Here is a 23,588-nt window from a genome sequence, read left to right on the forward strand (position 1 = left end):
CGGCTGTTCATAAACACTCTGGTTGACCTGCTTCCGGTTTGACATGGGGCGGCACGCCTGTTCCCTATCTCCTCTCCGGTCAGATGCTATAGATTACGAGGTCACTCCGAACCTCGCTTTAAGCCAGACCAGAAGATCATCTAAAAATGTGAACACCACCGGGATGACCAGGAGGCTCAAGAAGGTTGAGGTCAACAACCCACCAATCACGACGATCCCCATGGGTTGACGAAAGCTAGAATCGCCCGCGACGAGGCTGAGCGCTGCTGGTGCCATGCCGCCAGCCATTGCGATTGTGGTCATAATGATCGGACGCGCGCGTTTGTGACACGCATCAACAAGCGCGTCATAACGCGACATGCCTCCCCGGCGTGCTTCAATCGCATATTCCACAAGCAGAATGGAGTTTTTGGAGACGATTCCGATCAAAAGGAGCAGACCAATAACCGCAGGCATCGAGAAGCTGGTACCGGTGAGCACAAGCGGCAACAGGGCCCCGCCAAGCGCCAGCGGAATTGCCATCAGGATCGTGACCGGCTGCAGGAAATCATGGAAGAGGAGGACTAGAACAGCGTAGATGCAGAAAATGCCGATCGCTATCGCCGTCGCGAAACTGTTGAACAACTCAGTTTGACGCTTCAATTCACCCTGTTCGACAAATTTTACGCCTTGTGGCAAGTTTTTATAGCTTGGCAATTGGGCGGCCTCAGCGGTGACTGCGGACAAGCTCCTGCCATTCAATTCAATGGTCAGCGTGACATTGCGTGATCTGTCGAGCCGATTGATTTCGCTTGGGCTGGACCCAATTGAAATATCAGCGATTGCCCCAAGGGCAACGTTGCCCGCGCTACCCTCGACAGGGATAAGAGATATTGCGTCAAGGGACTGACGGTTTGTTGTGTCCAGCAAGACCCGGATATTGATCTGACGTTCAGGAAGATTAAGCTTGGACAGCGCGGTATCATACGCTCCTGCCGTCGCCACCCGAATAGCCTGAGCAATCGCCTTGGATGTCACACCCAATGACGCGGCTTTCGCCAAATCCGGTTTGATGATGATCTCTGGCGACTGCATGGCGGCAGAGGATGTCACATTGCCAATGCCTGACAATGTACGCAGACCCGTCTCGAGACTGGCGGCTGCCTTTTCCAAAACTTCGGAGTCATCCCCTGACAAGGTGAGAGTGAGCTGCGTGCCATTCCCGCCAGTGCCTGTTTCAAGGCGGAGACCGGGCACTTTTTCCAAAGCTTTTCGTAAATCGGCTTCGATCTGCGACTGCTTGACATCGCGCTCGCCAATCGGCGTCAGGTTGACAACAATCGTGGCGCTATTGGTGCTGGACGTCGTTGTACTGCTTGCACCGCCTCCAGTGGAGGCCGTACCCGTTGCCTGAAACACCGAGGTAACATGATCAACCTTGGCGATGATCTCGGACGCCTTTCGAGACGCTTCATCCGTTGTCTCAATCGTTGATCCCGTCGGCGTCGTGATGGTGACCTTGGTTTGCGCATCGTCAGATGCCGGAAAAAAGCCGGTCGACAAATGGCTCAGGAGCAGAAGCGTGAATGCTAAAAATCCGACAGTCCCCAGCACCGGTATCCAGCGACGCCGGAGCGCACCTTTCACAAGCCAGAGATAGGACCGCATCAAACGACCGTCTTCTTCTTCTTTTGCAGTGCCAGGCTTCAATATGTAAGCCGCCATCATCGGCGTGACCAACCGTGCAACCAAAAGAGAAGCAAGAACAGCCACAGAGGCCGTGACGCCAAATTGCTTGAAAATGATACCGACCACCCCGCCCATGAAGGCGGTCGGCAAAAACACCGCGACCAACGTGAAGGTTGTGGCGATAACCGCCAAACCAATTTCGTTTGCCGCTTCCATTGCAGCATCGAAGGGGCTTTTACCCATTCTAAGGTGTCGTTCAATATTCTCGATTTCGACGATCGCATCGTCGACAAGAATGCCAACGACCAAGGACAGCGCCAAAAGCGTGATCGTGTTCAGCGTGTAGCCACAAAAATACATGGCGAGGAATGTCGGTATAATCGACAGCGGCAAAGCGACCGCCGCCAGAAGTGTTGCACGCCAATCGCGCAGGAACATCCAGACCACAAGGACCGCGATGACCGCACCCTCGTAGATCATGTCCATCGACGATTCATAATTTTGCTCGGTCGGAACAATCGTGTTGTAGGCTTCCTCGATTGTCACCTGCGGATTGGCAGCGGCAAAGGCTTTCATTGCGGTGCGGACATCGTCGGTGACGGCGATATCTGAATAGCCCTTAGACCGTTTGATCTGGGCGGCAATGACGGGTTTACCATTGAGATAAGCAAGCGAGGTCAAATCGCTTTGGGAATCGGTCACTGTGCCAAGTTCGTCCAGTCTGACCCAACTGCCTTTTGGCAGTGGGACCGGCATTGCGCGCAGTTCATCGGCAGTTTCTGCCGCAACCACGGTACGCACGGACTGGCTTTCACCACCAATTCGTCCTTTGCCGCCAGACAGATAGGTTTGCACGGCTTCAAGCTGGGTATTCACGTCATTGGCGGTTAAGCCCAGGCTGTCGAGCATGTTAGAGTTGAGCTCTACCCTGATCTCTCGATCGATGCCGCCCAATCGGCCAACTTCACCCACGCCTTTGACAGCCATCAGCGCTTTTGACATGTCGTTATCGATGAACCACGACAGTTCTGCATCGTCTAATTTGTCGGAATGCACCACGAAGGTAATCAGCGGAGAAGAGTTCAACGATTGCTTTGAGACCGTTGGATCATCCATATCTTGTGGCAGGTCGCTTTTCGCCTGATCGACTGCGCTTTTCACCTCGTCCAATGCGGCTTGCGTGTCTTTCCCGACCTCAAATGCGACAGAAATGCTGACTGAACCATCAGTGATCGTCGTGGTCACCGAATCCAGCTTGCTCAGGCCGGTCAGTTTGTCTTCGATCTTGCGGGCCACTTCCGTTTCGAGCTGGGCTGCCGCCGCGCCGTCCAGCGTCGCGCTGATATTGATGGTTGGAAGATCCATATCCGGGAAGTTTTGGATGTCGAGACGATTGAACGCCCAAAGGCCACAGGCCGTCAACAATGCAAATAGCAGCAACGGGGGGACAGGGTTGCGAATAGACCAAGAGGAGAAATTCACTTTGATTCCTCCGTCGTTGCCGCATCATTGCTGTCGACAACGTGGACTACAGAGCCATCTGCAAGGAAGACGCCGCCTGACGCAACAACGTCGTCAGTCTTCTCAATTCCTGAAATGATTTCAACACGATCGTCCTGCCGCCGTCCAGGCTTTACTCGCTTGCGTGTCACCGTTTTTTTGTCTGTCGAGTTCAAAATGAACACATATGAGAAGCCGTCCTTGAGGGTGACGGCAGTAGCGGGCACTGTGAGCGCATCCGTGTTGTTGAATTCAAAGTAGCCGCTGGCCAGGATGCCGATCTTTGGGGCATCCATCCCTGGAGTGGGATTCAGCGTCACGTAGACGATCACGCGACCATTGTCGGTTGACATCGAAGGTGCCACCATCCTGACCTCACCGTGCACATCGCCGCGCGGCGTTGGGATGACGGCTTTTGTTCCGACCTTGACGTCAGCCAGCCGATTAAATGGCAATTCCGCTTTCCATTCGATACGATTTTGTCGGATCAGCTTGAACAACTCGCCACCGGCGGTCACCACATCACCAAGAGATGCGGAGCGCTCGGATATGACCCCGTCGTCCACTGCGTAAACCTTGGTCCTGTCCAAGGTGAGCTGAGATGAAGCCAACGCAGCCTTTGCCGAAAAGAGGGAGGCTTTCGCTTTACGCTCGGTAATCAGATATTCCTTTATCTGTTGGCTTGATAATGCGCCAGAACTTGTCAATCCTCGGGCGCGGTCACCATTCGCTATTGCTTGATCAAGATCGGCTTCCGCTTTTTCAACGTTCGCTTGTTGCTGCTCCAGGTCAGCCTGGGCAGATTCCGGCGCAAACTGCACCAGCAAATCGCCCTTTTTTACGTGTGCGCCAACATCTGCTTTAACTTCGGTGACCTTCATACCGCTGGTCTCTGCTGCAATTGTCGCTTCATGCCAGGCGGCAAGTCGACCACTTGCGGGAATAATAACAGGCCAAAGCAACACCTCCGGCTTGACCAAGCTCACGCTCAGTGCGGCCGCTTGATCCGTCTTTTGTTCACCATCCTGGCTTCGGGCGGCGAAGGCGACCATGAAAAACGACCCCAAGGCGAGCACTGTCGCGAGAGACCTGGTAGAAAATTTGCGCATCAATAAATTCCCTTTGCGGAGGTCGGGGCACCCACCGGGGCGGAGAATCCGCCTCCTGAAGACGTGCGGGGTGCGACCCAGTAGCGGACGATGTCGCGCTTGATTTCAATGAGGGTGATCGGTGCAGATCGCGCAGCACACAAAGTTTGTTGGCCGTCAAAGAGACTGATGCCGACAAAGGTCCCATCCTGAATGACCGGACTAAAATGGCGGTGATGGACGTTAGCAGCGGGCTTCGCATGGGTGATCGATGTTTTCACCCTAGGGAACGCCGTCTCACTGCCAATAGCAGCAGCCAAAAGGTCTGACTTATGATGCGTGATCGCAATATCATGATCGACAACGGCGTTGCCGCTTTCTTGCGTATCCGACGGACCTTTTGGTCCCGTCAAACTCAGCAAAGGCTCGGTGACGAAGATTTTTATGGACCTAATAATGGTATTCCGCTTGAATTCGTGGTGCCTCGAGCATTTGGGCGCACTATAAGCATCTTCCTGTTAATGTCATTTAAGAATATGTAAAATTATGTAAATATTGCCGATTAGGTATCTGCAAATCTAGTAATACAGTTGGAAGGGTCCTGCTGCGAAATTTTCGTGCTTAACCGTATTTTGACCAGCGGGACGAATGGGCGCAGGGATCAAATTTCAACATTTTACATCTATGCGGTCAGGATCGAACATAGGTTGATTGACCCAGCATGCCGCACAAACATAACGCCGTCCGCCGACATCACATCGGTGAGATTGCGACCACCGCATAGGCTCCCATCGTGACCACTCCTGCCGCGGCGGCCGTTAAGCCGACGCTACCCTGAATACCCTGTTACCTGTGTTCAGGCGACCCGTTCGGTTTCAGTGAGAAGAATGCGGAGACGGTTCGCCATTTGCAGATCATCGACGGTGTCCATGAAATGTGTCAGATATTTGCCGTCAGGCCCGAGCAGATAGGCGAAGGCCGTGTGTGGCATGGCATAGCCTTCTGCATCTTCCAGATCGAGCCCCTTGCGGGAAAAGACACGGAAGGATGCCTTCGCGCTGTCTATCGCCTCGCGGCTTCCCGTCAGGCCAGTGAAACGCGGAAAGTTTGCTTCAACAACGGCTTTCATTCTCTCCGGTGTATCGCGCTCCGGATCGACGGTGATGTAAAGCGGCACGACCATGCGTCGGGTCTCGCCCAATGTGTCCAGCGCCGCAGTCATGCAGGCAAGTGAGCGCGGGCAGACTTTGCGGCAATGGGTAAAGCCGAAATAGACCAGCATGAAGCTGCCGCGATAACTCGCCTCGGTGACAGCATGTCCATTATGATCGGTGAGCGAGAAGCTTCCCTCAAGCATGTTCAGCGCCTCAATGGAAGGTCAGGACGAAGTTTGTCGGAGCGCGAAGGGCGCATTCCAGTCCGAGTATGTCGCCTTCCCGTTTGGCGCCGACGGCACCTGAATGCTTGCCAAGTTCGCTCGCGTTGCCCGATAGAACATGCTCACCGTCAGCGGCAAGCGACCAATCTCCACGGCCCCAGATATTGCCAAGCTCCAGCAGAACCTTGCCGTCGCGATCCGCTCTCGGAGCAAGCGTCAGAACCAGGCTTTTCGCGTCACGCTCGAAGCGTGCACGCAGCACGTCGGCATTGTCCGATATCTCGACGAGCGCCGGTTCCTCGAAATGGGCCTTGTCCCAGGGCTCGGCGTAAAGCCTCTCAAGCCCGCCCGGTACGTTAAGCCGTGCGTAGCCCAGAAGCGCATTGCCTGTATGGGGGTCCATTGCGCGGAACAGCCCTTGATCGTCGAAGGATGCGTCATGCCGGCGATAGTGCAGGCCACCGTCGGTCCATGAGCGATGCAGGAACCTGTCGGCATAGGCAAGCATCTTCGTAAGCGAGCCTTCATCGCCGACTTCAGACGCGCAAACTGCCGCCCAGCCGAAATCGCGTGCTGAGGTAAAACCGAGGCTGGTTGGAATGCCGGGCGCTTCATTGATCCACAGCGTATCATCCGGCCCCGCCTCACCCCATTTTGCGATCTGTCCGGGATAATGGTGTTTGACCAGTTCCGGGTTCCAGGCGTGCATCAGTGAGCCGAGCCAAAAGTCGATCCAAGGGGCTTCTGTGGGGATGAGGTTCTTTTCGATTTCCTGAACCATCATCCTGAAATGGCCGCGTTCACTGGCGATGCCGAAATCGGACCATGCGCGCTGATAGCCGTCAGTAACTTCCTTCGCGAGCGATCCGCCATACACGAGATCATGAAACCGGAAACCGAGGATCGGCACCTGGTTGCAGATCTGGAAGACACAATTCGGCTCGCAGGCGATGCCGAGATATCCCTTCTCCACCATCATCCAGTAGAGATGATCGTTGAGTGAGCGCTCGTCATAGACAAACTTCTTGCCCCCAGCTGCCCAGTAAAGGGTCTTGATTTCCATCGTCAGCGCGCCGGGCTGCGCATAGCGGTCATCATTGAAAATATAGTGATAGAGAAGCGACATCGATTGCACATAGGCACTGTACATGATGTTGTCTTTGATGACCGGGTTCCACTCGGCGGGCAATTCGCCCTGCGCGGCATTGATCACACCATTGCCGGTGCTGATATAATGCCAATAGGTCCAGACATCAGGCGAAAGAATCTTCTCAATCAGTCGCTCAAAAGCCTTGCGGAAGACCCCGGGTGCCGCTGGCAGACGATGCCGATGCGTCAAGGCGAGCGCATAGGACATATAGGCGAGCTGAAAGCGAAGCCCGCCAAAATCTTCCTGTAGGGTCGATTTCGCCTGCATGCCCGACCAATCATCGGGAAGCAGCAAAGAGAGGTTTTCGATGCGGCGCAAATGGCCGATCTGATCGGCGTCAAGCATCGGCATGCGCGCGACATCGAAAGGCTCACTCTTTCGAAGTTCACCGGATATGGCCATCGATTTCCTCCCCGAAATCGTTGAAATGCATGGTTCATGCACGATATGAAGTTGGACATATTTTGTCAATATGAACTATTCGAGTACACTCTTTTGAGTGGACCACTCACAGCGGGCCGATATAAACTGGAGAGACCATGGCTGGCGGAACCGCGCTCAGGCGTGCCGAAATCGGGCAAGAGCGTCGTGAAAAGACGAGACAGAAGCTCATCGCTGCGGCGGCGCGCGTCATCGCCGCCAATGGTGACAAGACCGCGACGATCGACGATTTCATCAGGGCGGCGGGTGTTGCGCGGGGAACGTTCTACAACTACTTTCCCACCCGCGAGAATTTGCTGGATGCATTGTGGACGCAAGTTGGCAAGGATCCATTTCTTGAAATCGGCAAGGCTTGCGCCTCAATCAGCGATCCGGTCGAGCGGTTGATTGCACAGGCTTGGCGCATATTGATCCGGTCAGGCGAAGACCAGGCGTGGGGGTGGCTGATCTTCGCGTTGTCCGGCAATGCCGAAACAGTCAACTCTGACCTGCGGGCCTATCCTGCACCTGATCTTAAAGCCGGTTTGAGCGCGGGACGGCTGCATTACGACCATCTGGACAGTGCTCGAGACTTCGTTGTCGGCGCGGTCCGGGCTGGTATGAAAACCCAATTGAGCGGGCGTGGCTCGAGCGAATATGCGCACGACATATGCAAAATGATCCTGCTTGCTCTCGCAGTCCCTACGGAGGAAGCCAATAGGATCATGGGATCTGCCACAAGAACAGGCGTTGGAGTAGCGTCGGCTTAATCCATATGGCGACCGACAACCGAATACCTCTGCGCCGTCCCTATTCTTCGTCGCTCTCTGGCTCACCTGCAATCGGTCCCTCGCGCACAGCATTTCTACTCAACAGCCCGGCATCCTCAAGCGCTTCGATGTCGGGCAGATCACGCAGGGTCTCCATATCGAAGGCGGACAGGAAGTGTTTGGTGGTGACGTAGGTATAGGGCGCACCTGGCGTCGGACTGCGCGGCCCCGAGGCTATGAACCCTGCGCCCCGAAGCGAAGCAATTGTATCGCGGCTGACCTCCTTGCCGAAGATTTTTGACAACTCGCCACGGGTAACCGGCTGGAAATATCCCACCGCCATCAGTACCATTGCCTCGAACTCCGAAAGCGCCGCCGCCCCTCCCCGCGTCGGAGCGGCTGAGGCCCGTATCGCGCCCGCGTAAGCCGAACGGCTTCGGTGTTGCCAACCGCCGGCGACCGACACCAGTTCGTAGGGGCGGGACTGAAGCTCCTCGATGAGGTCGTCGATCAGCAGATCGATGCTGCACTCTTTTCCCACCACCCGCGCCAAAGTCTCCCGGCTGACCGGCTCGGCTGAGGCAAAGATCACCGCTTCGACCCTCAGCATCCATTCCCGCCAGCGCAGTTCCGGCGGCAGATCCTCCAGCTCCCGATCAAACGGCCGTTCGGCTGCGGCACTCGCCCTTTCCTTACGGGATTGCTTGGCTACAGGGGCTCCGGCCATCGTCACACTCCAAACACCCGGAAAGAGGAGCGGCCGGACAGTTCGCGCACTGCCTCAAAGCTTTCCAGCCGCTCGAACAGTCGGTTGGCCGCCCAGCGGGAGAGACCACTGCCAGGCGCCGAGGCCAGCACGGCATCTTCGTTCATCAATCTGCGGATCACCGGCTCGGCACCTTTGGTGCGAACCTTCGGCGCGACAGCCAGCAGCCGCGCTGCGCGTCGATTGATATCAACGGCGGAACGGAGTGCTGCGTCAACCCCATCAACCAGTGCCAGGCAGATCGCCTTTGGATAAACCGGCTCGCCCGGACGAACGCGACCCCGACCACCGATTGTTCGGAAGGACGAACCAAAACGTTCGGGTAAAAGCAAAGGAACAGGTCTCGGCCATTTCAGCTTTTGAGCCAGCACAACATCCGCCAGTCCCAGGGCCAGCACCTCGATGTCCGGGCGGATCGCGCACATTGCTGCTATCAGGTCCACTGCTACGAAGGGCGCCGCCCGCTCAGATTGGATCGCAGAATCCACAAGATCCGGAATGGAGGCAAGCCCCTCGTCCCAGCAAAGGTCCAACAGCGCGGCAAGCTCCTGAATAAATGGTGTGGCGATTGCCCCGGACCGGCGCGACAGCATTCGTGTGGCCAAAAACAATTTTCCCGCAGGCCCTGGATCATCACCAGGCGCCGTCAGCAAAAGCGCGTCGCGCAACGCATGCTCGTCCTCGCTACGGCCATCCATTCTGGCGGCGATGGCAGCCGACTTCAGGGCAAGGCGATCGCGCCAACAGCCGAGCCAAGGCGGATCGGCCTGTATCAGATCGTCAAGCGATTTCAGAGCGATACCGGCAGAGAATGCAGCGTCGGATTCGGGAATGTCGCGACCGCGCAACGAAGCCCAGCCTGGAAGACGAGGTGACCAGCTCAAGGGCGGCTCTGAGGTGGGGGCGCGCGAATCCATGCGAAAGACGATAGATCAGGGGCGCGGTTTAATCCAGAGAGATCGGCCATAACCGCACATTCTTTCGTGCTGGTTCCAACTCGAAAATCAACATTCGGAACTTCTTGCCCGGCTAAAGGGTTGTGGGGGTGTAACAATCTCACTTCAATCTGCAGAACATCCAGGTAATGGAGTTCCCCTGTCTGAAAGACACGATCATGAACAAGGTTCTTGCAAGCGCGATTACCGTGGCGATGACATGGATGATGACGGCGGCCGGTGCGCACGCCGACGAGTCCGCTTTCTTGAAAACACTGGCGGGAAGCTGGAGCGGCAAAGGAACGGTCAAGGTGCGAACGAATGCACCCACGATCAATGTCACCTGCAGATTCAGATCGAACACGACGACGCAATCGCTGGCATTGAATGGACGCTGTACGAGCCTCGTTGTGTTTTCTCGTGCCATCAGCGCCGATTTGAAGATCAACGGTGGGACCTATAGCGGCTCTTACGTGGGGGCCGGTACAGGCGTCGCGGGCCTGAACGGCAAACGCGGTGGAGATACCATCAACCTTGGAATCAATTGGGCGAAAGAGGTCAATGGTGATCGACGTGCGCAGATGACAATCGAAAAAGTTGGAGCTTCCGGCATGCGCCTGACGACTGTTGATACCGACCCGGCCACAGGGAAGTCGATCGTTACCAGTCGGATTGACCTGCGTCGGGGCTGAGTTCATCCATCGACATTGGTCTAAACCTTTAATGCATACTATCGTGTGATCACAGCAAGCTGAAACGGGTCTGTGAGAGTTGATCAGTTCAACGCGGGAACCGGGCCTTTGTGGAACGATAAACCTCGTTAATTCGCCGCGAAAATCAACAACGGTCGTTACAGCGCGCCAAACGTATCGTCGCAATATGGGGTTTAAAAACTCCCCGCCAGATTGACCTGCGCTGCGCTGGACCGCAGGCCTTTGCCAAACTCGCCGGAATAGCTAAATGTCAGGCGGGCCGACTTCGAAAGCCTGGCGGAAACTCCGAGTTTTGCCAGCAGAGCGTCCCTTGGCATTTCCACGCCTTCGACGACAAATGGTGTGCCGCCAGAAAACGCGACGCTAGAATACGGCGACACGTCACCCTCGATATGCCGCCAGCCCAGCATGCCGGAGACGGCAACGGGTAAATTGTCTTCCGGCCACCTCCAAGACCAGCGCAGACCGATCGTGGAGGTTGCGATCTCGTCACTGCTTTTTGCTGCCAACAGGCTCGCATCGCCGCCATTTTCGCGGAAGGCGTCAGTCTTGAGATTGACATAAGCGAGGTTGGCGAAGGGCTGGAGCTTGATCGCATCCAGTTCATGCGTCCAAGAGAGATCTGCAAAAACCTGGCTGGTGACACTGGCATAGTCAGCGGTGAGCTGGCTGGTAATCGTTCCAAAGGAGATATCGCGCAGGGTTGATGCATCGTTATGGGAGAAGATGGCACCGCCAATGACGTTCAAGGGGCCAATATAACCCGTAGCATAGAGACCGGCGTGATAAGACTCTGTCTTCGCCTGCTCCAACGAGTCATGGCTGTAACCCAACAGGCCGCCTAGACGCCACGGGTCGGAGACCGACGCATCCACTCCCATTATAACGCCTGCGGTGCGGGTATCGATTCCGGCTGCATTTCCATTCCCTGACCAACGGTTGGACGACAGAAAACTGTTGGTCCAGACCGCTACATCATCCTTCCGCTGATCAAGATCCAAGGCCATTTGGTCAAGCACCGCGTCGCGTGCAAAACGGCTCTCCCACAGCAGAGCGCTTTTGAGCGAGGCATGAACCTCTCCGCTCAGTTGCGAGAAGGCACTGTTCGCAGTGGAGGAGTTCAGTGACAAGACCGCATCGTAAATCGAGTTTCCTGTTCCCAATGCTTCAACAGCAACCGCGGTTGCGCGACCGTTTGCCGTATCCGCGACATCTGAGAATTCTACGCTATTGCGGTCGAACTGCATGTCTATCATTGCAGCACCATAGGTCAACGTTGGCGTCAGGAAAGCAAAATCGCTTGAAACGCTGTCGAAGGCGCCCGTGATGCGGCTTGCGCTCAGGATGGTATAAGTGGTTGTCAGCCCGTAATTGCCACCCGCCGCTCTAATTTCAAGTGTTCCCCCCTGGATGGAGACTGTACCCGTCGCATCCACCCGGTCGGAGGCACCGTTGGCATCGATGTTGACCTGGTAGATTGACCCTGTGCGAAAGGTCACATCTCCGTCGACGGTGAGCGTTCCTATGTCTCGCCCAGGTGAAAGTACACCGCCTGCGTTGACGAAAAGCCCGCCAATGATGCCGCTGCCTGACAGAAGCCCGCCGTCATCGATGATGACGGCTCCAACGACGGTTCCATCATTGATCAGCGAACCGCCTGAAATCGTGGCCGTTCCATCAATTGTGCCGGTATTGGAAAAGGTGCCGCCAGTGTTTACGAGCGTGGCGATTGTTCCGTCGTTCGAGGCACTGCCAGAATTGGTAACCGTGCCTGCCACAGCGCCATTGTTGTTGATGAATTCGCCCGCCGCCTCATTATCGACGTCTGCCAATGTGGCATTGTTGACAACACGACCTCCGTTGATCGTTGTTGTACCCGTAACGGTACCGCCAGAATTGTTCGTGAAAGTACCGGCATCGTTTTGAAGCGCCGCGACGGTCCCCGCATTGGTAACCGTGCCTGAGTTTTTTATAGTGCCAGCGGTGGCTCCCGAGTTGTTGACGAATATTGCGGCGGCAGCAACGTCCGCATCGGTGATGACGAAGTTATTGGTGACGGTTCCGCCTGTGATTGTTGATTTGCCGGTAATCGTACCGCCTGCATTGTTGGTAAAATTTCCAGCCGTATTGGTCAGGCTATCAATAGTCCCGGCATTCGACGAATTGCCTGCATTGACGACGACACCGGCGGTGGCGCCGTTGGCATTGGTGAATGTTGCATCTGCTCCGACATCGACGTCGTGAAGGGTGGCGTTGTTCGTCACGCTGCCACCGGAAATATTGCTATCCCCCGTAACCACCCCGCCGGCATCATTGGTGAATGTACCGGCATCGTTCTGTAGGGAGGCAATGGTTCCCGCATTGACGACGGTGCCTGAATTTCTGATTGCGCCGGCTGTTGCACCGGTGTTGTTGATGAATGCCGCCGCGACATCGGCGTCGGTAACGACGAAATTGTTGGTGACGGTTCCACCCGAAACCGTCGTCTTTCCCGAAATCGTCCCGCCAGCATTATTGGTAAAATTTCCGGCGGTATTGGTCAGGCTCTCGACCTCTCCGGCGTTGGATGCCGTCCCGGCATTGGTAACTGCGCCCGTGGTTGCGCCGCTATTATTGACGAAGGTCCCTCCTTTGGAGATATCGACCTCATCTACAGTGCCGTTGTTGGACAATGCGGTCCCTGTCTCTACCATGGCACCACTGAGCGTACCGTTCACGGTGACGTTGCCGTTGTTGAGTGTCAACTGGCCGTTGAGGTCACCATCGATGGAAAGGCTACCGCCATCAAGGCTGACGTTGGAGTTCATCACTCCGCCCGCATTGACGCTAACGCTGCCTGCTGTGATCGTGGTGCCGTTCGTGGCGGTCAATGCACCTGTGTCGGTGATGGTGACGTTTCCTCCACCAACCTCCAGACGATTGACTGTCACGTCGTTGGTAACTTGTGGAGAGCCTGTATCGACATGCGCATCATCGCCTGCCCCGGGCGCCGAAGGGGACCAGTTCGATGCATTGCTGAATTCGTTGTCAGCATTTCCAGACCATGCTGATTGCGCGAAGCAATGCGCGGGCAACACGGTGGAGGCCAGTGCCGTGAACACACATAATCGGCGACGGAATGCTGGCAGCAATGGTTTCATCTCGATCGGCCAACGTTAGCGGACGCCCGTATACATCTACGGGACGGTTAACGATTGTTATCCGAGCTTGGTTAATGAAATCCTCCATCTTCCATCGGGAGATCATCTTCGATGATTTGGAGTGATCGGTCACGATGCACAACCGATCTGACGTAAGCAGCGTTAGGCTAGCCCTTGGATACTGTTTGTTTCTTCAGCCATTTTAGCACTTGGATTTCGCCTTCATCCATCCATTGAAGAAGGCGTTCACTCGTGGTTTTCAACTTAAGCACATCCCGAAGCGTACCCGCTTGGAAGTCTTCGAACACGGATGGATGTATATAGGAAGACCGACAGACCGATCGGGTATTGACCAGTTTCGCAGCGACTGCGTCGATCGCTGCATTGAGTTGGCGGGCCAACTCGCGCTTCGTCTTGGCGGCTTCGGCAGCAGCCAATGCATCAACTGCCATGCACGTTGCGCCCCATGTTCTGAACTGGCGTGAACTGAAATCGTCACCTGTCATCTCTCGGATATAAGCATTCACATCATGTGAGGAGATAGGTCTGCATCCACCTTGATCGCAAACGTATTGAAAGAGGTGTTGTCCTGGAAGTTCCTGTAGTTTTCGCACGACATTGGCGATCCGCCGGTCACTATGGGCAAGATTCCATTCCTTGCCGGATTTACCTTTGAACCGAAATTTGAGACTGCCGCCTTCGACGCTCACGTGACGACTGCGCAACGTGGTAAGGCCGAACGACTTGTTCGCCTCTGCATAGGCAGCGTTTCCTATCCTGATATAGAGGTTATCGAGCATCCACACGACCGTTGCCAGTGCCTTGTCGACATTGAGGCCACGCGAACGAAGGTCGATGTCGACCCGTTCGCGCAGGTCAGGAAGTCGGGACGCGAAATCGGCCAGCCGTTCGAACTTGGCCTTGCCTCGCTCGGCGTGCCAGTCTTTATGATAGCGGTATTGCCGACGACCCTTGGCATCCGTGCCGATTGCCTGCAGGTGTGAGAAGGGATTCGTCGAGATGACGACGTCTGTGTAGGCGGGCGGTATTGCCAGAGAGTTCAGGCGAGCAATCTCATCAGCCTGGGTAATCCGCCGCCCGTCTGGCCGGTAATAGAGGAAGCCTCTGGCACCCATCTTCCGGGTGATCCCGCTCTCCAAACCAGGACCGTAGACTAGCCCGGAGGTGAGTTTGGCCTCGGTGGCGTTTCCATCGATTTCGGTGACGATCTGGTTCATTCCCAAATAACTATAGAACGGCCTGCGTGTTCCATGATCAGGCTAATGCAGGTGAAGATCGGTGTTTCGCTTGCCGATGCAATGCCAACTGACCAACGACGGGCCCTTCTCAACGCATGCGACACGTCATGCCTTGGCCTTCGAGGGCGGCCTATATTTGAGCACGGATTTCCCGGCACGCCCGAAATTTGGACAAAATCAACAAAAACCACATTGGTTTTCTCGTGCATCGGTGCTGAATCAAAGCTTCAGCAGGATGGCATGCGAATTGCTTTGACTGATTTGACCGTTTTGTCGGTTCTGTGAATTTCTATAAGAAAAGGGGAACCTATGAGTTCAGAGATCAATCGCCGTCGCTTCCTGCAAGGAACCGTCGGGGCGGCCGCTGCCGCAGGCTTTATGCAGATGAACCCCGACTTCTTCATTTCCTCCGCCTTTGCCCAGTCGGGCAAGACCATGACGTTTCTCTCTGCCGAAAACATCACCGGCAACTGGGACCCGACGGCCCACACGACGCTCTCGCAGAAAAATATCGAGGGTTTCGTCATGGGTTTCCTGACGCGCTCACCGATGAAGCTCGATAATCCCGGCGAGGTAGTCTACGAGCTGGCAACCGACATCAAGCTGCTGGATGCACATCGGTTGCAGATCAAGCTGCGGCAGGGCATCACTTTTCATGATGGCAAGCCGTTCAAGGCCGAAGATGTCAAGGCAACTTTGGAATATGGCTCGAGGGCCGATCGTCCGGCCCAATGGTATCCAGGACCGACCGAAACCCTGACCATCGAAACACCGGACGACTACACTGTCATTATCGACACGTCCAAGGGTGGTTATCCGGCCCATCTCTTCATCTTCCTCGCCTCTTTCCTTCCAATGATGTCGGCAAAGGACGTGGCAGGTGGCCCGGGTGGGGTTCTCTCTCAACGCTTGAATGGCACAGGACCGTTCAAATTCGTTGAGCAGCGCGGCAATGACACGGTAATGGCTGCTTTCGATGGCTATTTCAAAGGCAAGCCAGGCATTCCCGGCATCAACTTTACTTTCACTGGCGATTCCACCACGCGTATGCTGTCGCTGATGAATGGTCAGGCTTCGATTGTCGAGCGTCTGGAGCCGGAACAGGTGGCAACCTTGAAAGGCAATCCGCAAATCGCCATCAACGAGGTGGTTTCGGTTGAAAACAAATATCTTTGGTTCCGGTGCTCCAAGCCACCTTTCAACGATCCGCGCGTCCGGCTGGCAGCTTGCCACGCCATCGACCGTGACATGATCCTCGAAGTACTCGGATCAGCAGGCCATGCGTCGTCCAACTTCGTATCGCCGGTCAAGTTCGGCTATATCGATCTGGAGAATTATCCGAAATACGATCCAGAAAAGTGCCAGGCACTGCTGGCGGAAGCTGGCTTTCCAAACGGTAAGGGCTTGCCGCCCTTGGAATATATTACCTCGGTTGGGTTCTATCCCAAGACCAAGGAATATGGCGAGGTGCTGACAGGCATGCTGAACGAACAGGGCTTCCCCGTCAGCCTGACCGTGCTGGAGCCTGCCGCATGGAAAGAGCAATTGTACGATCGCCCAGGTGGCGGCCCCGGTCATATGGTCGATTGCGGCTGGTCAACGGCATCACCGGAGCCCGATCTTGTTCTGCGAACGCACTTCCATTCAAGCTCCAAGCGCATTTGCGGCATTGTCGACAAGGACATTGATGCAAGCCTCGATAAGGAGCGCAATGCGGCAAACCTGGAAGAACGCAAAAAAGTTCTGCAATCCGAAACGATGCCTTTGATCGCTTCGAAAATGCCGGCCCTTTCGCTGTTCACCTCTGTCATGATCCACGCCATGCAAAAGGAGTTCAAGGAAGGCCTCTACATCTATCCTGACGGGTCCATGGACGCTTCAAAGCCCGCTGCATGATGCTGCACCGGACGTAAGACCGGCCGCACGCCGGAGATTTCAGCGTGCGGCGACCATCAGGACCGAAGCGGAGTGCATGTCGATGTTCGCATTGAATTTCCTCGTCAGACGGCTGTTTCAGGGTGCGATTATTATTTTTCTGGTGTCGTTGCTGATCTTCACCCTGCTGCGGGTGGTGCCGGGCGATCCCGTGCGCATGATGGCGGGCGGCATGGCTCCTGAAGCCCTGATCGAGAAAATCGCCAAGGATATGGGATTGCGTGATCCGATTCTCGTTCAGTTCGGGCGCTATATGTCTGGCGTGGTGCAGGGTGATCTTGGCGAATCCTTTGTGCGGCCCGCCAATGGCGCGGCAACAGGCGGCTCTAGCTTCAACGATACAACGCGGGGCGAGCGCGCCAAGGTTTTCACCCTGATTTTTGATGCGCTGCCCATGACCTTGCAACTGGCGGCGGTTACGCTTGTGATAGCCCTGGTCTTTTCCAGCATTGTCGGTGTAGCGGGAGGATTGGCACCGGGGCGATGGCCGGACAAGCTTGCCTTCTATATCTCCTCGATCTTCATATCCCTGCCGAATTTCTGGCTCGGAATCGTGCTGGCCTTGCTATTTTCGGTCAAGCTCGGCTGGCTTCCGGCCATCGGCTATCAGGGCTTTGCCTATACCATCCTGCCCGCCATCGTTCTCGCCGTTGAGCTTGCGCCGGTGTTGATCCGCACGCTGGTCAGCTCCGTCTCTGCCCAGATGATGGAGCCTTACGTGTCTGTCGGACGGGTTCGTGGCCTGAGCAATACCCGTATCATTGCCAATCATGCACTGCGCAATGCGTCCGTGCCGCTGCTCAATCTGCTGGGCGTGCAATTTTCCAGTCTGCTCGGCGGCGTGATCATCGTTGAATATATCTTCGACTATCCCGGCCTTGGTCTGCTGACCATCAACGCCGTGCTGCAACGAGATTTTCCGCTGATCCAGGGCATTGCCATCGTCACCAGCGCCATCTTCGTGCTGATCAACATCCTCGTTGATCTTGTTGCCACCACCATTGATCCGAGGCTCGAATACTGATGACCTTCACCAGCCCAGCCCCTTCGGCCATCATGGCACCGGTCCTGTCGCGATCGATCCCCCGACGGATCTATGACAAGGCTTCTTCCACACCGGGTTTTCGCATTGGCGTTGCCATCTTTCTGCTGCTGGCTCTCGCGGCGGCACTCTATCCTGAACTGAGCGGTCTCGACCCGACAAAAATGAACGTGCGTGCCCGACTGCTACCGCCCCTGTTCATTGGTGAGACCTGGAGTTTTGCCCACCCGCTTGGCACCGATCAGATCGGCCGTGACATGCTGGTGCGCTCGCTGGTTGGCTTGCGCTATTCTTTCCTGATTGGTGTATCCTCTGTCGTGGTGATGCTGATTATCGGTTGCGTACTTGGCACGCTTGCCGGCTATTTTGGCGGACGCACCGATGCGGTCATCATGCGCCTGACCGATGCGCAGCTATCGATTCCGATGATCATTCTGGCCATCTCGGTTCTGGGCGTATCGCGTCCCACCATTCCCGCCATCATTCTTGTGCTTGGGTTGTCCAATTGGCCGGTCTATGCCCGCATCATGCGCAGCATTGTGATGACGGAGCGTCAGAGGGAATATGTCCGTGCCTCAAAGCTCGGTGGCTCCACAGACCTGCGCATTATTCTAACACTGCTCGTGCCGCTACTGCTGCCGCCCGTGCTGTTCATCTCGGTGCTGGATGTGGCGCGGATGATGATTTTCGAATCCATTCTGGGCTTTCTTGGCCTTGGTGTTCAGCCACCGACGCCGACCTTTGGCAATATCATCGCTGATGGACGCAAATATCTGCTCAACGCCTGGTGGATTGCCACCATGCCCGGAATTTTCCTCGGCCTGACGCTTACCAGTATCAATCTGGTTGGCGCATCGCTGGAACGGGCAAGAAACACCATTCACGGAGGCGCAGAATAATGACAACCCCGCTTCTTGAACTCAAAGATCTTGTCGTAACTGCTGGCCACACCGAACAGTCGCGCCGGATTCTTGACGGCATATCGTTTACCTTGCAGCCCCGCGAGATCGTTGGCGTGGTGGGTGCCAGCGGTGCGGGCAAAACGGTGCTGTCAAAGGCGGTGGTCAATTGGCTGGAACCACCTTTATCCATGCAGTCGGGACAGGTGCTGTTTGAGGGCACAGATATTTTCGCTATTGGTGCGGCAGAAATGCGTAAATTGCGCCGCCGTGTGGCCTATGTCGGGTCCAACCCAATGGGGGCGCTTGATCCCACCCTGTCGGTCGGTGCTCAGATTGTTGAAAAGCTGCGGGCCGTTGTTCCCGGCACCTCGTATGGCGATGCGGAAAAGCGGGTGATTTCCTTGCTGGAGGCCGTGCGCATTCCCTCAGCACGCAGCCGCTTTCATGATTATCCCTCCCAATTCAGCGGCGGGATGATGCAGCGAGCCCTGATTGTCGATGCGCTGATTACCAATCCGGCGTTGCTGATTGCCGATAACGTTACCCAACCGCTGGATGTGACGGTGGCGGCGCAGGTGATCCGTTTGATGAAAGAGCTGACTGCTGATTTCGATACGGCCGTTTTGTTTGTTTCCTCCTCTCTTCCGGTAGCGCGTGAAGCCTGTTCGCGCATTCTCGTCATGGAGGATGGCCGGATCGTCGAGGGACAGTCGGCAGAAAACCTGATTGCCACACCAACCTATCCCTACACACGGGAACTGGTGGCCCAGACACCGAAAATCTGGCTTGAAAAAAACGCTGTTGCACGCCTCGGCGATGACAGGCCGGTGGTGATCAGCCTACGTGACGCCTCACAGATCTATAAGGTTCGCAAGAAGACGGGCCTTGGCGGGGTCAACACCGTGCGGGCGGTGCGCAATGTGACGTTTGATATTCGCAGAGGCGACAGTTTTGCCATCGTTGGCGAATCCGGCTGCGGTAAATCCACACTGATGCGGCTGTTGAGCCGTCTCGAGCGTCCAAGCTCCGGTCAGGTTTTGTGCAAAGACAAAGACATTGCCCAGCTCAGTGGCAAAGACCTTTTGGCGTTTCGCAGCACGCTGCAAATGGTGTTGCAGGACCCCTTCGGCTCTCTGCCGCCACGCACCACGGTTGGCCGCATGCTGGAAGAGCCGCTGCGCACCCATGGATGGCGTGACAAGGCAACAATCCGCACGCGCGTGCTGAAGGTGATGGGAGAAGTGGGCCTGCCGGCTGCGCTCTATGAGGAATTGCCACTGGGGCTCAGCGCCGGCCAGCGTCAACGCATCAATGTGGCACGCGCTTTGGTGCTGGAACCTGAAATTCTGATCATGGATGAAACACTGTCGGCGCTTGATCAGGCAGAGCAGTTCAAACTGCTTGATCTGTTCCAGACATTGCAGAAGGAATACAACCTGACCTATATTTTCATCTCCCATGATCTGGCCATGGTGCGGAAGGTCTGCAACCGCGTGGCGGTGATGTATCTGGGTGAGGTGTTTGAACTGGCCGAAAACGAGAGGTTGTTTTTCGATCCGGGCCACCCCTATACAAAGGCGCTGCTCAGCGCCATGCCAACGCTGGAAGAGCGGCGCTACCAGCCCCAGGACTGCCTGTTGGAAGGCGAGCCGCCAAGCCCCATCCACATTCCGGATGGGTGCAGCTTTAAGTCGCGCTGTCCTCAGGCCATGGAAAAATGCCGGACAATCAGTCCAAGCCTAACGGACAGGGGAGAGCAGGATTTCGCCGCCTGCCACCTCGTCAATCCGATTTTTGGAACAGCGCCGGACAAAGGATCGCTTGTAGAGGCTGGCCCCTGACGAAAGACAGACTCCATATTGAAACAGGCAGAGAACAGCAGGAACAAACAAGCCCATGAGTTTTACGGAAAACCGCATCAAACACATTCTGGAGATGCTGAAACTGCATCAAAGAGTGACTGTTGTTGCACTGTCCGAGCAGTTGCAGGTCAGCCACGAATCCATCCGTCGCGATTTAAAGGAGCTGGAGATCCGTGGCTATGCGCGTCGGGTCTATGGTGGCGCCGTAATCGACGGACATGACAGCGACCAACCGTTCGGTGAGCGTATCCGTGTCAGCGCCCGGGAAAAAGCCCGCATCGGCGAGGCGGCGGCCTCCATGGTCGAAAACGGCATGAAGATTTTTATCGATACCGGCACCACGACACTCGCCTGCCTGAAACATCTGGAGTCCCGCAAGGATGTGACAATTGTCAGCAACTCCATTGCGGTTGCGGCCCATTTTTTCCCCTACCCCGATGCCAGCGTGCGGGTTCTGGGCGGGCGCATGCGACCGGAGTATCAGGCAACCTACGGCCATGAGACGGTTGCGGCCCTCAAGGAGCATTTTTTCGATCTAGCGATCATCGCCATCAGTGCCATCCATCTGGAGCGGGGCTTTATGGACTTTGGTGAGGATGAAGCCGTCCTGCGCCGCATTGCCCGTGGGCAGGCCAGCCGCTCCATCATCGTGGCGGACAGCTCAAAATTCGGGCGGCTTGGCTCTATCCATACCTTTGGCCTAAGCGAGATTGACGCCGTGGTGACCAGCGGTGTGCTGCCGAAAGACTTTTCCGATTATTTTTCGCAATCAAACGTGGACATCATCAATGCCTGAAGCGTCTTCAAAATCATCCAAAGCGCCTATTAATATCAAGAGGTTTCAGGCGATGGTCGATACATTGTCTTCCTTCGGCGGCGGTCCGGACGGTTCCATGAACCGGCTTACATTGTCGCAGGAAGATGGCAGGGCGCGCGACTGGCTTGCGTCCTGGTTTGCTGAAAATGGGTTTGTCCAATCCGTGGACGCCATTGGCAATCAGTTTGGTTCAGCACCGCTGGCCGGGGCAAATGCCCCTGTCGTCATGGTTGGTTCTCACATTGACAGTCAGCCGAATGGTGGGCGTTTTGATGGAGCACTGGGCGTCGTTGCGGCCTGCGAGGCCGTTTTGGCGGTGCGCGAACGATTGGCGGCTGAAAATCGTCTTGCGGCCTGCAATTTCCAGGTCGTGAACTGGACAAATGAGGAAGGGGCGCGGTTTCAACCGAGCCTGTTGGGAAGTAGCGTTTTTACCGGTGCGGCCGAACTGGACTGGGCGCTTGACAGGGCCGATGGCAACGGCGTCACGGTTCGCCAGTCGCTTCAGGAGATTGGCTATGCGGGCAAGGACAAGGTACCCGTGCCCGACGCCTTGATCGAGCTGCACATTGAAGGTGCAAGCACTCTGTTCGACGCTGAGGAGAAATTCGGGGCCTTCACCCGTTTCTGGGGGGCCACAAAATACCGCCTCGCTTTTCTCGGCTGCCAGGCTCACACCGGTCCGACACCCATGGCGGAGCGCAAGGATGCACTGTTGGGCGCCGCCTATCTGATGGCCGATCTGCGGGCCATGGTGGACGCTTACGGACTTGAACTTCACACCTCTGTTGGCCGTCTGGAGGTTTTTCCCAATTCGCCCAATATCGTTCCGGCGGAAGCCGTGTTGTTCATCGAGTTGCGATCTGCCTCGCCGGAGATTTTGGAGGAGGCAGAACAGAAGCTGAAGGTTGCGGCTGAAACTGCTGCTACAAAAGCTAAAATCGATTATGAAATACGCTCCATTGACCGTCGCAAGGCAGGCAATTTTGCGCCCGGTCTGATTGCCCTGGCAGAACAGACGGCCAAAAGCTATGGCGAGCCGATGCGCCACCTCGATACGGTGGGAGGTCACGACGCCGTGGCGCTGTCGGCTGTTTGTCCAGCCGTGGTGCTTGCCGTGCGCAGCCAGAACGGCGTCATTCATCACCCCACCGAATATACGACACCGGAAGATCAGGCATTTGGCACGCAGGTTCTGGCCGACATGCTCTATCGCCTTGCCTGCGACGGGCTGGAGGCTGCGCAGCAAAATGAGGCGGCGCAATGAAACCACTCGGCACACCAGACAATGAAGATGAAGCCCGCGCTGAGCGCGCCTTATCGCGGTTCACCACCCTCCCCTTGCGCACCCTGACCTACCGCGTCGCGCTGCCCGCCGTGGCTTCGCCGTCCTATCATGCGGTGGAATCCGCCACATTCGACATCGCGCCTGATGGCACTGAGCCGACATTGTTTCTGAAGATGGCCGGAGATGAAACAAAAGCACTGGTGGATGATGCCATCTCGTTTGCGGCCGCAACGCGCCTGTATGATCTTGGGCTTTCACCAAGGCCAATCGCCCGCGCACCCCTTGAGCGGGCGGTGCTCTGGGAGCGTCTGGGGCAAGGCTGGCGGGTGGCGAAAATCGATGATCTCGTGCACGAGGCTCCCGTATCGCAATTGATCAAGATGCAGAAGACAATCGCCGCAGGCCCATTATTTGGCAGGCCGTGGTCGATCTTCGAGGGGATCGATGGGCTTTGGGACATATTGCAAACTCTGCAAGCCCCGCTGCCGGGGGATGCATCCTGGATGTATGCCTGGACCAGGACACTCTACTCCGCCATTTCGGCGGCTGGCGTTGATTTTTGTGCGGCCCACGGCGATCCGCATTCGTCCAATGTGATGATCGGTCCATCCGGCCAGTTGCAATGGGTGGACTTCGATATGGCAGGCGACATGGACCCCTATTATCAGCTTGGGGTGCAGATGAACGAGCTTTACCAGTTCGAGAGCCAGATGCAGCCGCTTTTGGAAATGCATGATGGGGCTTTTTCCACCAAGGCTTTTGCGCGCTGCCGCCTGTATGCGGCAGCCGATGATTTCTATTGGGCCTTGCGCAGCATGCTTCTGGAAATGTGCTCTCCCCGGCGAAGCGTCGAGTTTCTGAAATATGCCGAATGGCGTTTCTTGCGGTGCAGAATGCTGTTGGGTCGTCCCGGATTTGAGGAACTGGTCAGATCGATTTGAAGCAGGAGTGACAT

General features: G+C 56.1%; 19 protein-coding genes. 10 read left to right on the forward strand and 9 right to left on the reverse strand.

Annotation, left to right across the window (positions count from 1 at the left end):
- Window positions 1-93 precede the first annotated feature (93 nt).
- The 5 genes from IEI95_RS10645 to IEI95_RS10665 all read right to left on the reverse strand — a co-directional run bounded on the left by IEI95_RS10645 (window position 94) and on the right by IEI95_RS10665 (window position 7,186).
- A complete protein-coding gene (locus tag IEI95_RS10645; protein WP_174089761.1) occupies window positions 94-3,150 on the reverse strand; it encodes an efflux RND transporter permease subunit in 3,057 nt (1,018 codons plus the stop codon).
- Window positions 3,147-4,277, reverse strand: coding sequence for an efflux RND transporter periplasmic adaptor subunit (locus tag IEI95_RS10650; protein WP_156532962.1), 1,131 nt, complete (start codon window positions 4,275-4,277; stop codon window positions 3,147-3,149). Before IEI95_RS10650 ends, IEI95_RS10645 begins: the two co-directional genes overlap by 4 nt.
- Window positions 4,277-4,669, reverse strand: coding sequence for a hypothetical protein (locus IEI95_RS10655; protein WP_234890993.1), 393 nt, complete (start codon window positions 4,667-4,669; stop codon window positions 4,277-4,279). The genes IEI95_RS10650 and IEI95_RS10655 overlap by 1 nt, the downstream gene beginning before the upstream one ends.
- 443 nt (window positions 4,670-5,112) lie before the next feature.
- Window positions 5,113-5,613: an SCO family protein gene (locus tag IEI95_RS10660; protein ID WP_156532958.1), complete on the reverse strand. Its 501-nt coding sequence runs from the start codon at window positions 5,611-5,613 to the stop codon at window positions 5,113-5,115.
- 10 nt (window positions 5,614-5,623) lie between these two features.
- Entirely contained in the window at window positions 5,624-7,186 is a 1,563-nt protein-coding gene (locus IEI95_RS10665; protein WP_156532956.1) for a linalool dehydratase/isomerase domain-containing protein, read from the reverse strand.
- A gap of 137 nt (window positions 7,187-7,323) precedes the next feature.
- Here IEI95_RS10665 and IEI95_RS10670 point away from each other — a divergent pair, with 137 nt between their 5' ends.
- Window positions 7,324-7,974: a TetR/AcrR family transcriptional regulator gene (locus IEI95_RS10670; protein ID WP_156532954.1), complete on the forward strand. Its 651-nt coding sequence runs from the start codon at window positions 7,324-7,326 to the stop codon at window positions 7,972-7,974.
- A gap of 40 nt (window positions 7,975-8,014) precedes the next feature.
- Here the strand turns inward: IEI95_RS10670 and scpB are convergent, their stop codons facing one another.
- Both scpB and IEI95_RS10680 read right to left on the reverse strand, forming a co-directional pair.
- On the reverse strand, window positions 8,015-8,701 hold the full coding sequence (gene scpB, locus IEI95_RS10675) for an SMC-Scp complex subunit ScpB (protein ID WP_156532952.1): 687 nt from the start codon (window positions 8,699-8,701) through the stop codon (window positions 8,015-8,017).
- A 2-nt stretch (window positions 8,702-8,703) separates the two neighbouring features.
- On the reverse strand, window positions 8,704-9,657 hold the full coding sequence (locus IEI95_RS10680; protein ID WP_156532950.1) for a DUF1403 family protein: 954 nt from the start codon (window positions 9,655-9,657) through the stop codon (window positions 8,704-8,706).
- 197 nt (window positions 9,658-9,854) lie between these two features.
- Here IEI95_RS10680 and IEI95_RS10685 point away from each other — a divergent pair, with 197 nt between their 5' ends.
- Entirely contained in the window at window positions 9,855-10,367 is a 513-nt protein-coding gene (locus IEI95_RS10685) for a hypothetical protein (protein ID WP_156532948.1), read from the forward strand.
- 194 nt (window positions 10,368-10,561) lie between these two features.
- On the opposite strand, the gene IEI95_RS10690 is transcribed toward IEI95_RS10685, so the two are convergent.
- Window positions 10,562-13,318, reverse strand: a complete 2,757-nt coding sequence (locus tag IEI95_RS10690) for an autotransporter outer membrane beta-barrel domain-containing protein (protein ID WP_234934207.1) — start codon at window positions 13,316-13,318, stop codon at window positions 10,562-10,564.
- A gap of 377 nt (window positions 13,319-13,695) precedes the next feature.
- Window positions 13,696-14,766: a DNA topoisomerase IB-related protein gene (locus IEI95_RS10695; RefSeq protein WP_156532945.1), complete on the reverse strand. Its 1,071-nt coding sequence runs from the start codon at window positions 14,764-14,766 to the stop codon at window positions 13,696-13,698.
- Window positions 14,767-14,811: 45 nt separating this feature from the next.
- On the opposite strand from IEI95_RS10695, the gene IEI95_RS10700 reads away from it, so the two are divergent.
- The 8 genes from IEI95_RS10700 to IEI95_RS10735 all read left to right on the forward strand — a co-directional run bounded on the left by IEI95_RS10700 (window position 14,812) and on the right by IEI95_RS10735 (window position 23,574).
- The gene (locus IEI95_RS10700) at window positions 14,812-15,072 is read left to right on the forward strand and encodes a hypothetical protein (RefSeq protein WP_156532943.1); all 261 of its coding nucleotides are present in this window, start codon (window positions 14,812-14,814) and stop codon (window positions 15,070-15,072) included.
- A 24-nt stretch (window positions 15,073-15,096) separates the two neighbouring features.
- The gene (locus tag IEI95_RS10705) at window positions 15,097-16,683 is read left to right on the forward strand and encodes an ABC transporter substrate-binding protein (protein ID WP_194416403.1); all 1,587 of its coding nucleotides are present in this window, start codon (window positions 15,097-15,099) and stop codon (window positions 16,681-16,683) included.
- 82 nt (window positions 16,684-16,765) lie between these two features.
- Window positions 16,766-17,746, forward strand: coding sequence for an ABC transporter permease (locus IEI95_RS10710; RefSeq protein WP_015918395.1), 981 nt, complete (start codon window positions 16,766-16,768; stop codon window positions 17,744-17,746).
- Entirely contained in the window at window positions 17,746-18,663 is a 918-nt protein-coding gene (locus tag IEI95_RS10715; RefSeq protein ID WP_156532939.1) for an ABC transporter permease, read from the forward strand. The genes IEI95_RS10710 and IEI95_RS10715 overlap by 1 nt, the downstream gene beginning before the upstream one ends.
- Window positions 18,663-20,507, forward strand: coding sequence for an ABC transporter ATP-binding protein (locus IEI95_RS10720; protein ID WP_156532937.1), 1,845 nt, complete (start codon window positions 18,663-18,665; stop codon window positions 20,505-20,507). The genes IEI95_RS10715 and IEI95_RS10720 overlap by 1 nt, the downstream gene beginning before the upstream one ends.
- A 55-nt stretch (window positions 20,508-20,562) precedes the next feature.
- Window positions 20,563-21,324, forward strand: a complete 762-nt coding sequence (locus tag IEI95_RS10725) for a DeoR/GlpR family DNA-binding transcription regulator (RefSeq protein WP_015918392.1) — start codon at window positions 20,563-20,565, stop codon at window positions 21,322-21,324.
- Window positions 21,317-22,612: a Zn-dependent hydrolase gene (locus IEI95_RS10730; RefSeq protein ID WP_156532935.1), complete on the forward strand. Its 1,296-nt coding sequence runs from the start codon at window positions 21,317-21,319 to the stop codon at window positions 22,610-22,612. Before IEI95_RS10725 ends, IEI95_RS10730 begins: the two co-directional genes overlap by 8 nt.
- Window positions 22,609-23,574: a phosphotransferase family protein gene (locus IEI95_RS10735; RefSeq protein ID WP_194416404.1), complete on the forward strand. Its 966-nt coding sequence runs from the start codon at window positions 22,609-22,611 to the stop codon at window positions 23,572-23,574. Before IEI95_RS10730 ends, IEI95_RS10735 begins: the two co-directional genes overlap by 4 nt.
- The last annotated feature ends 14 nt before the right edge of the window (window positions 23,575-23,588 follow it).

Origin of the sequence: Agrobacterium vitis, assembly GCF_014926405.1 — a bacterium.
Classification (GTDB): Bacteria; Pseudomonadota; Alphaproteobacteria; order Rhizobiales; family Rhizobiaceae; genus Allorhizobium; species Allorhizobium vitis_H.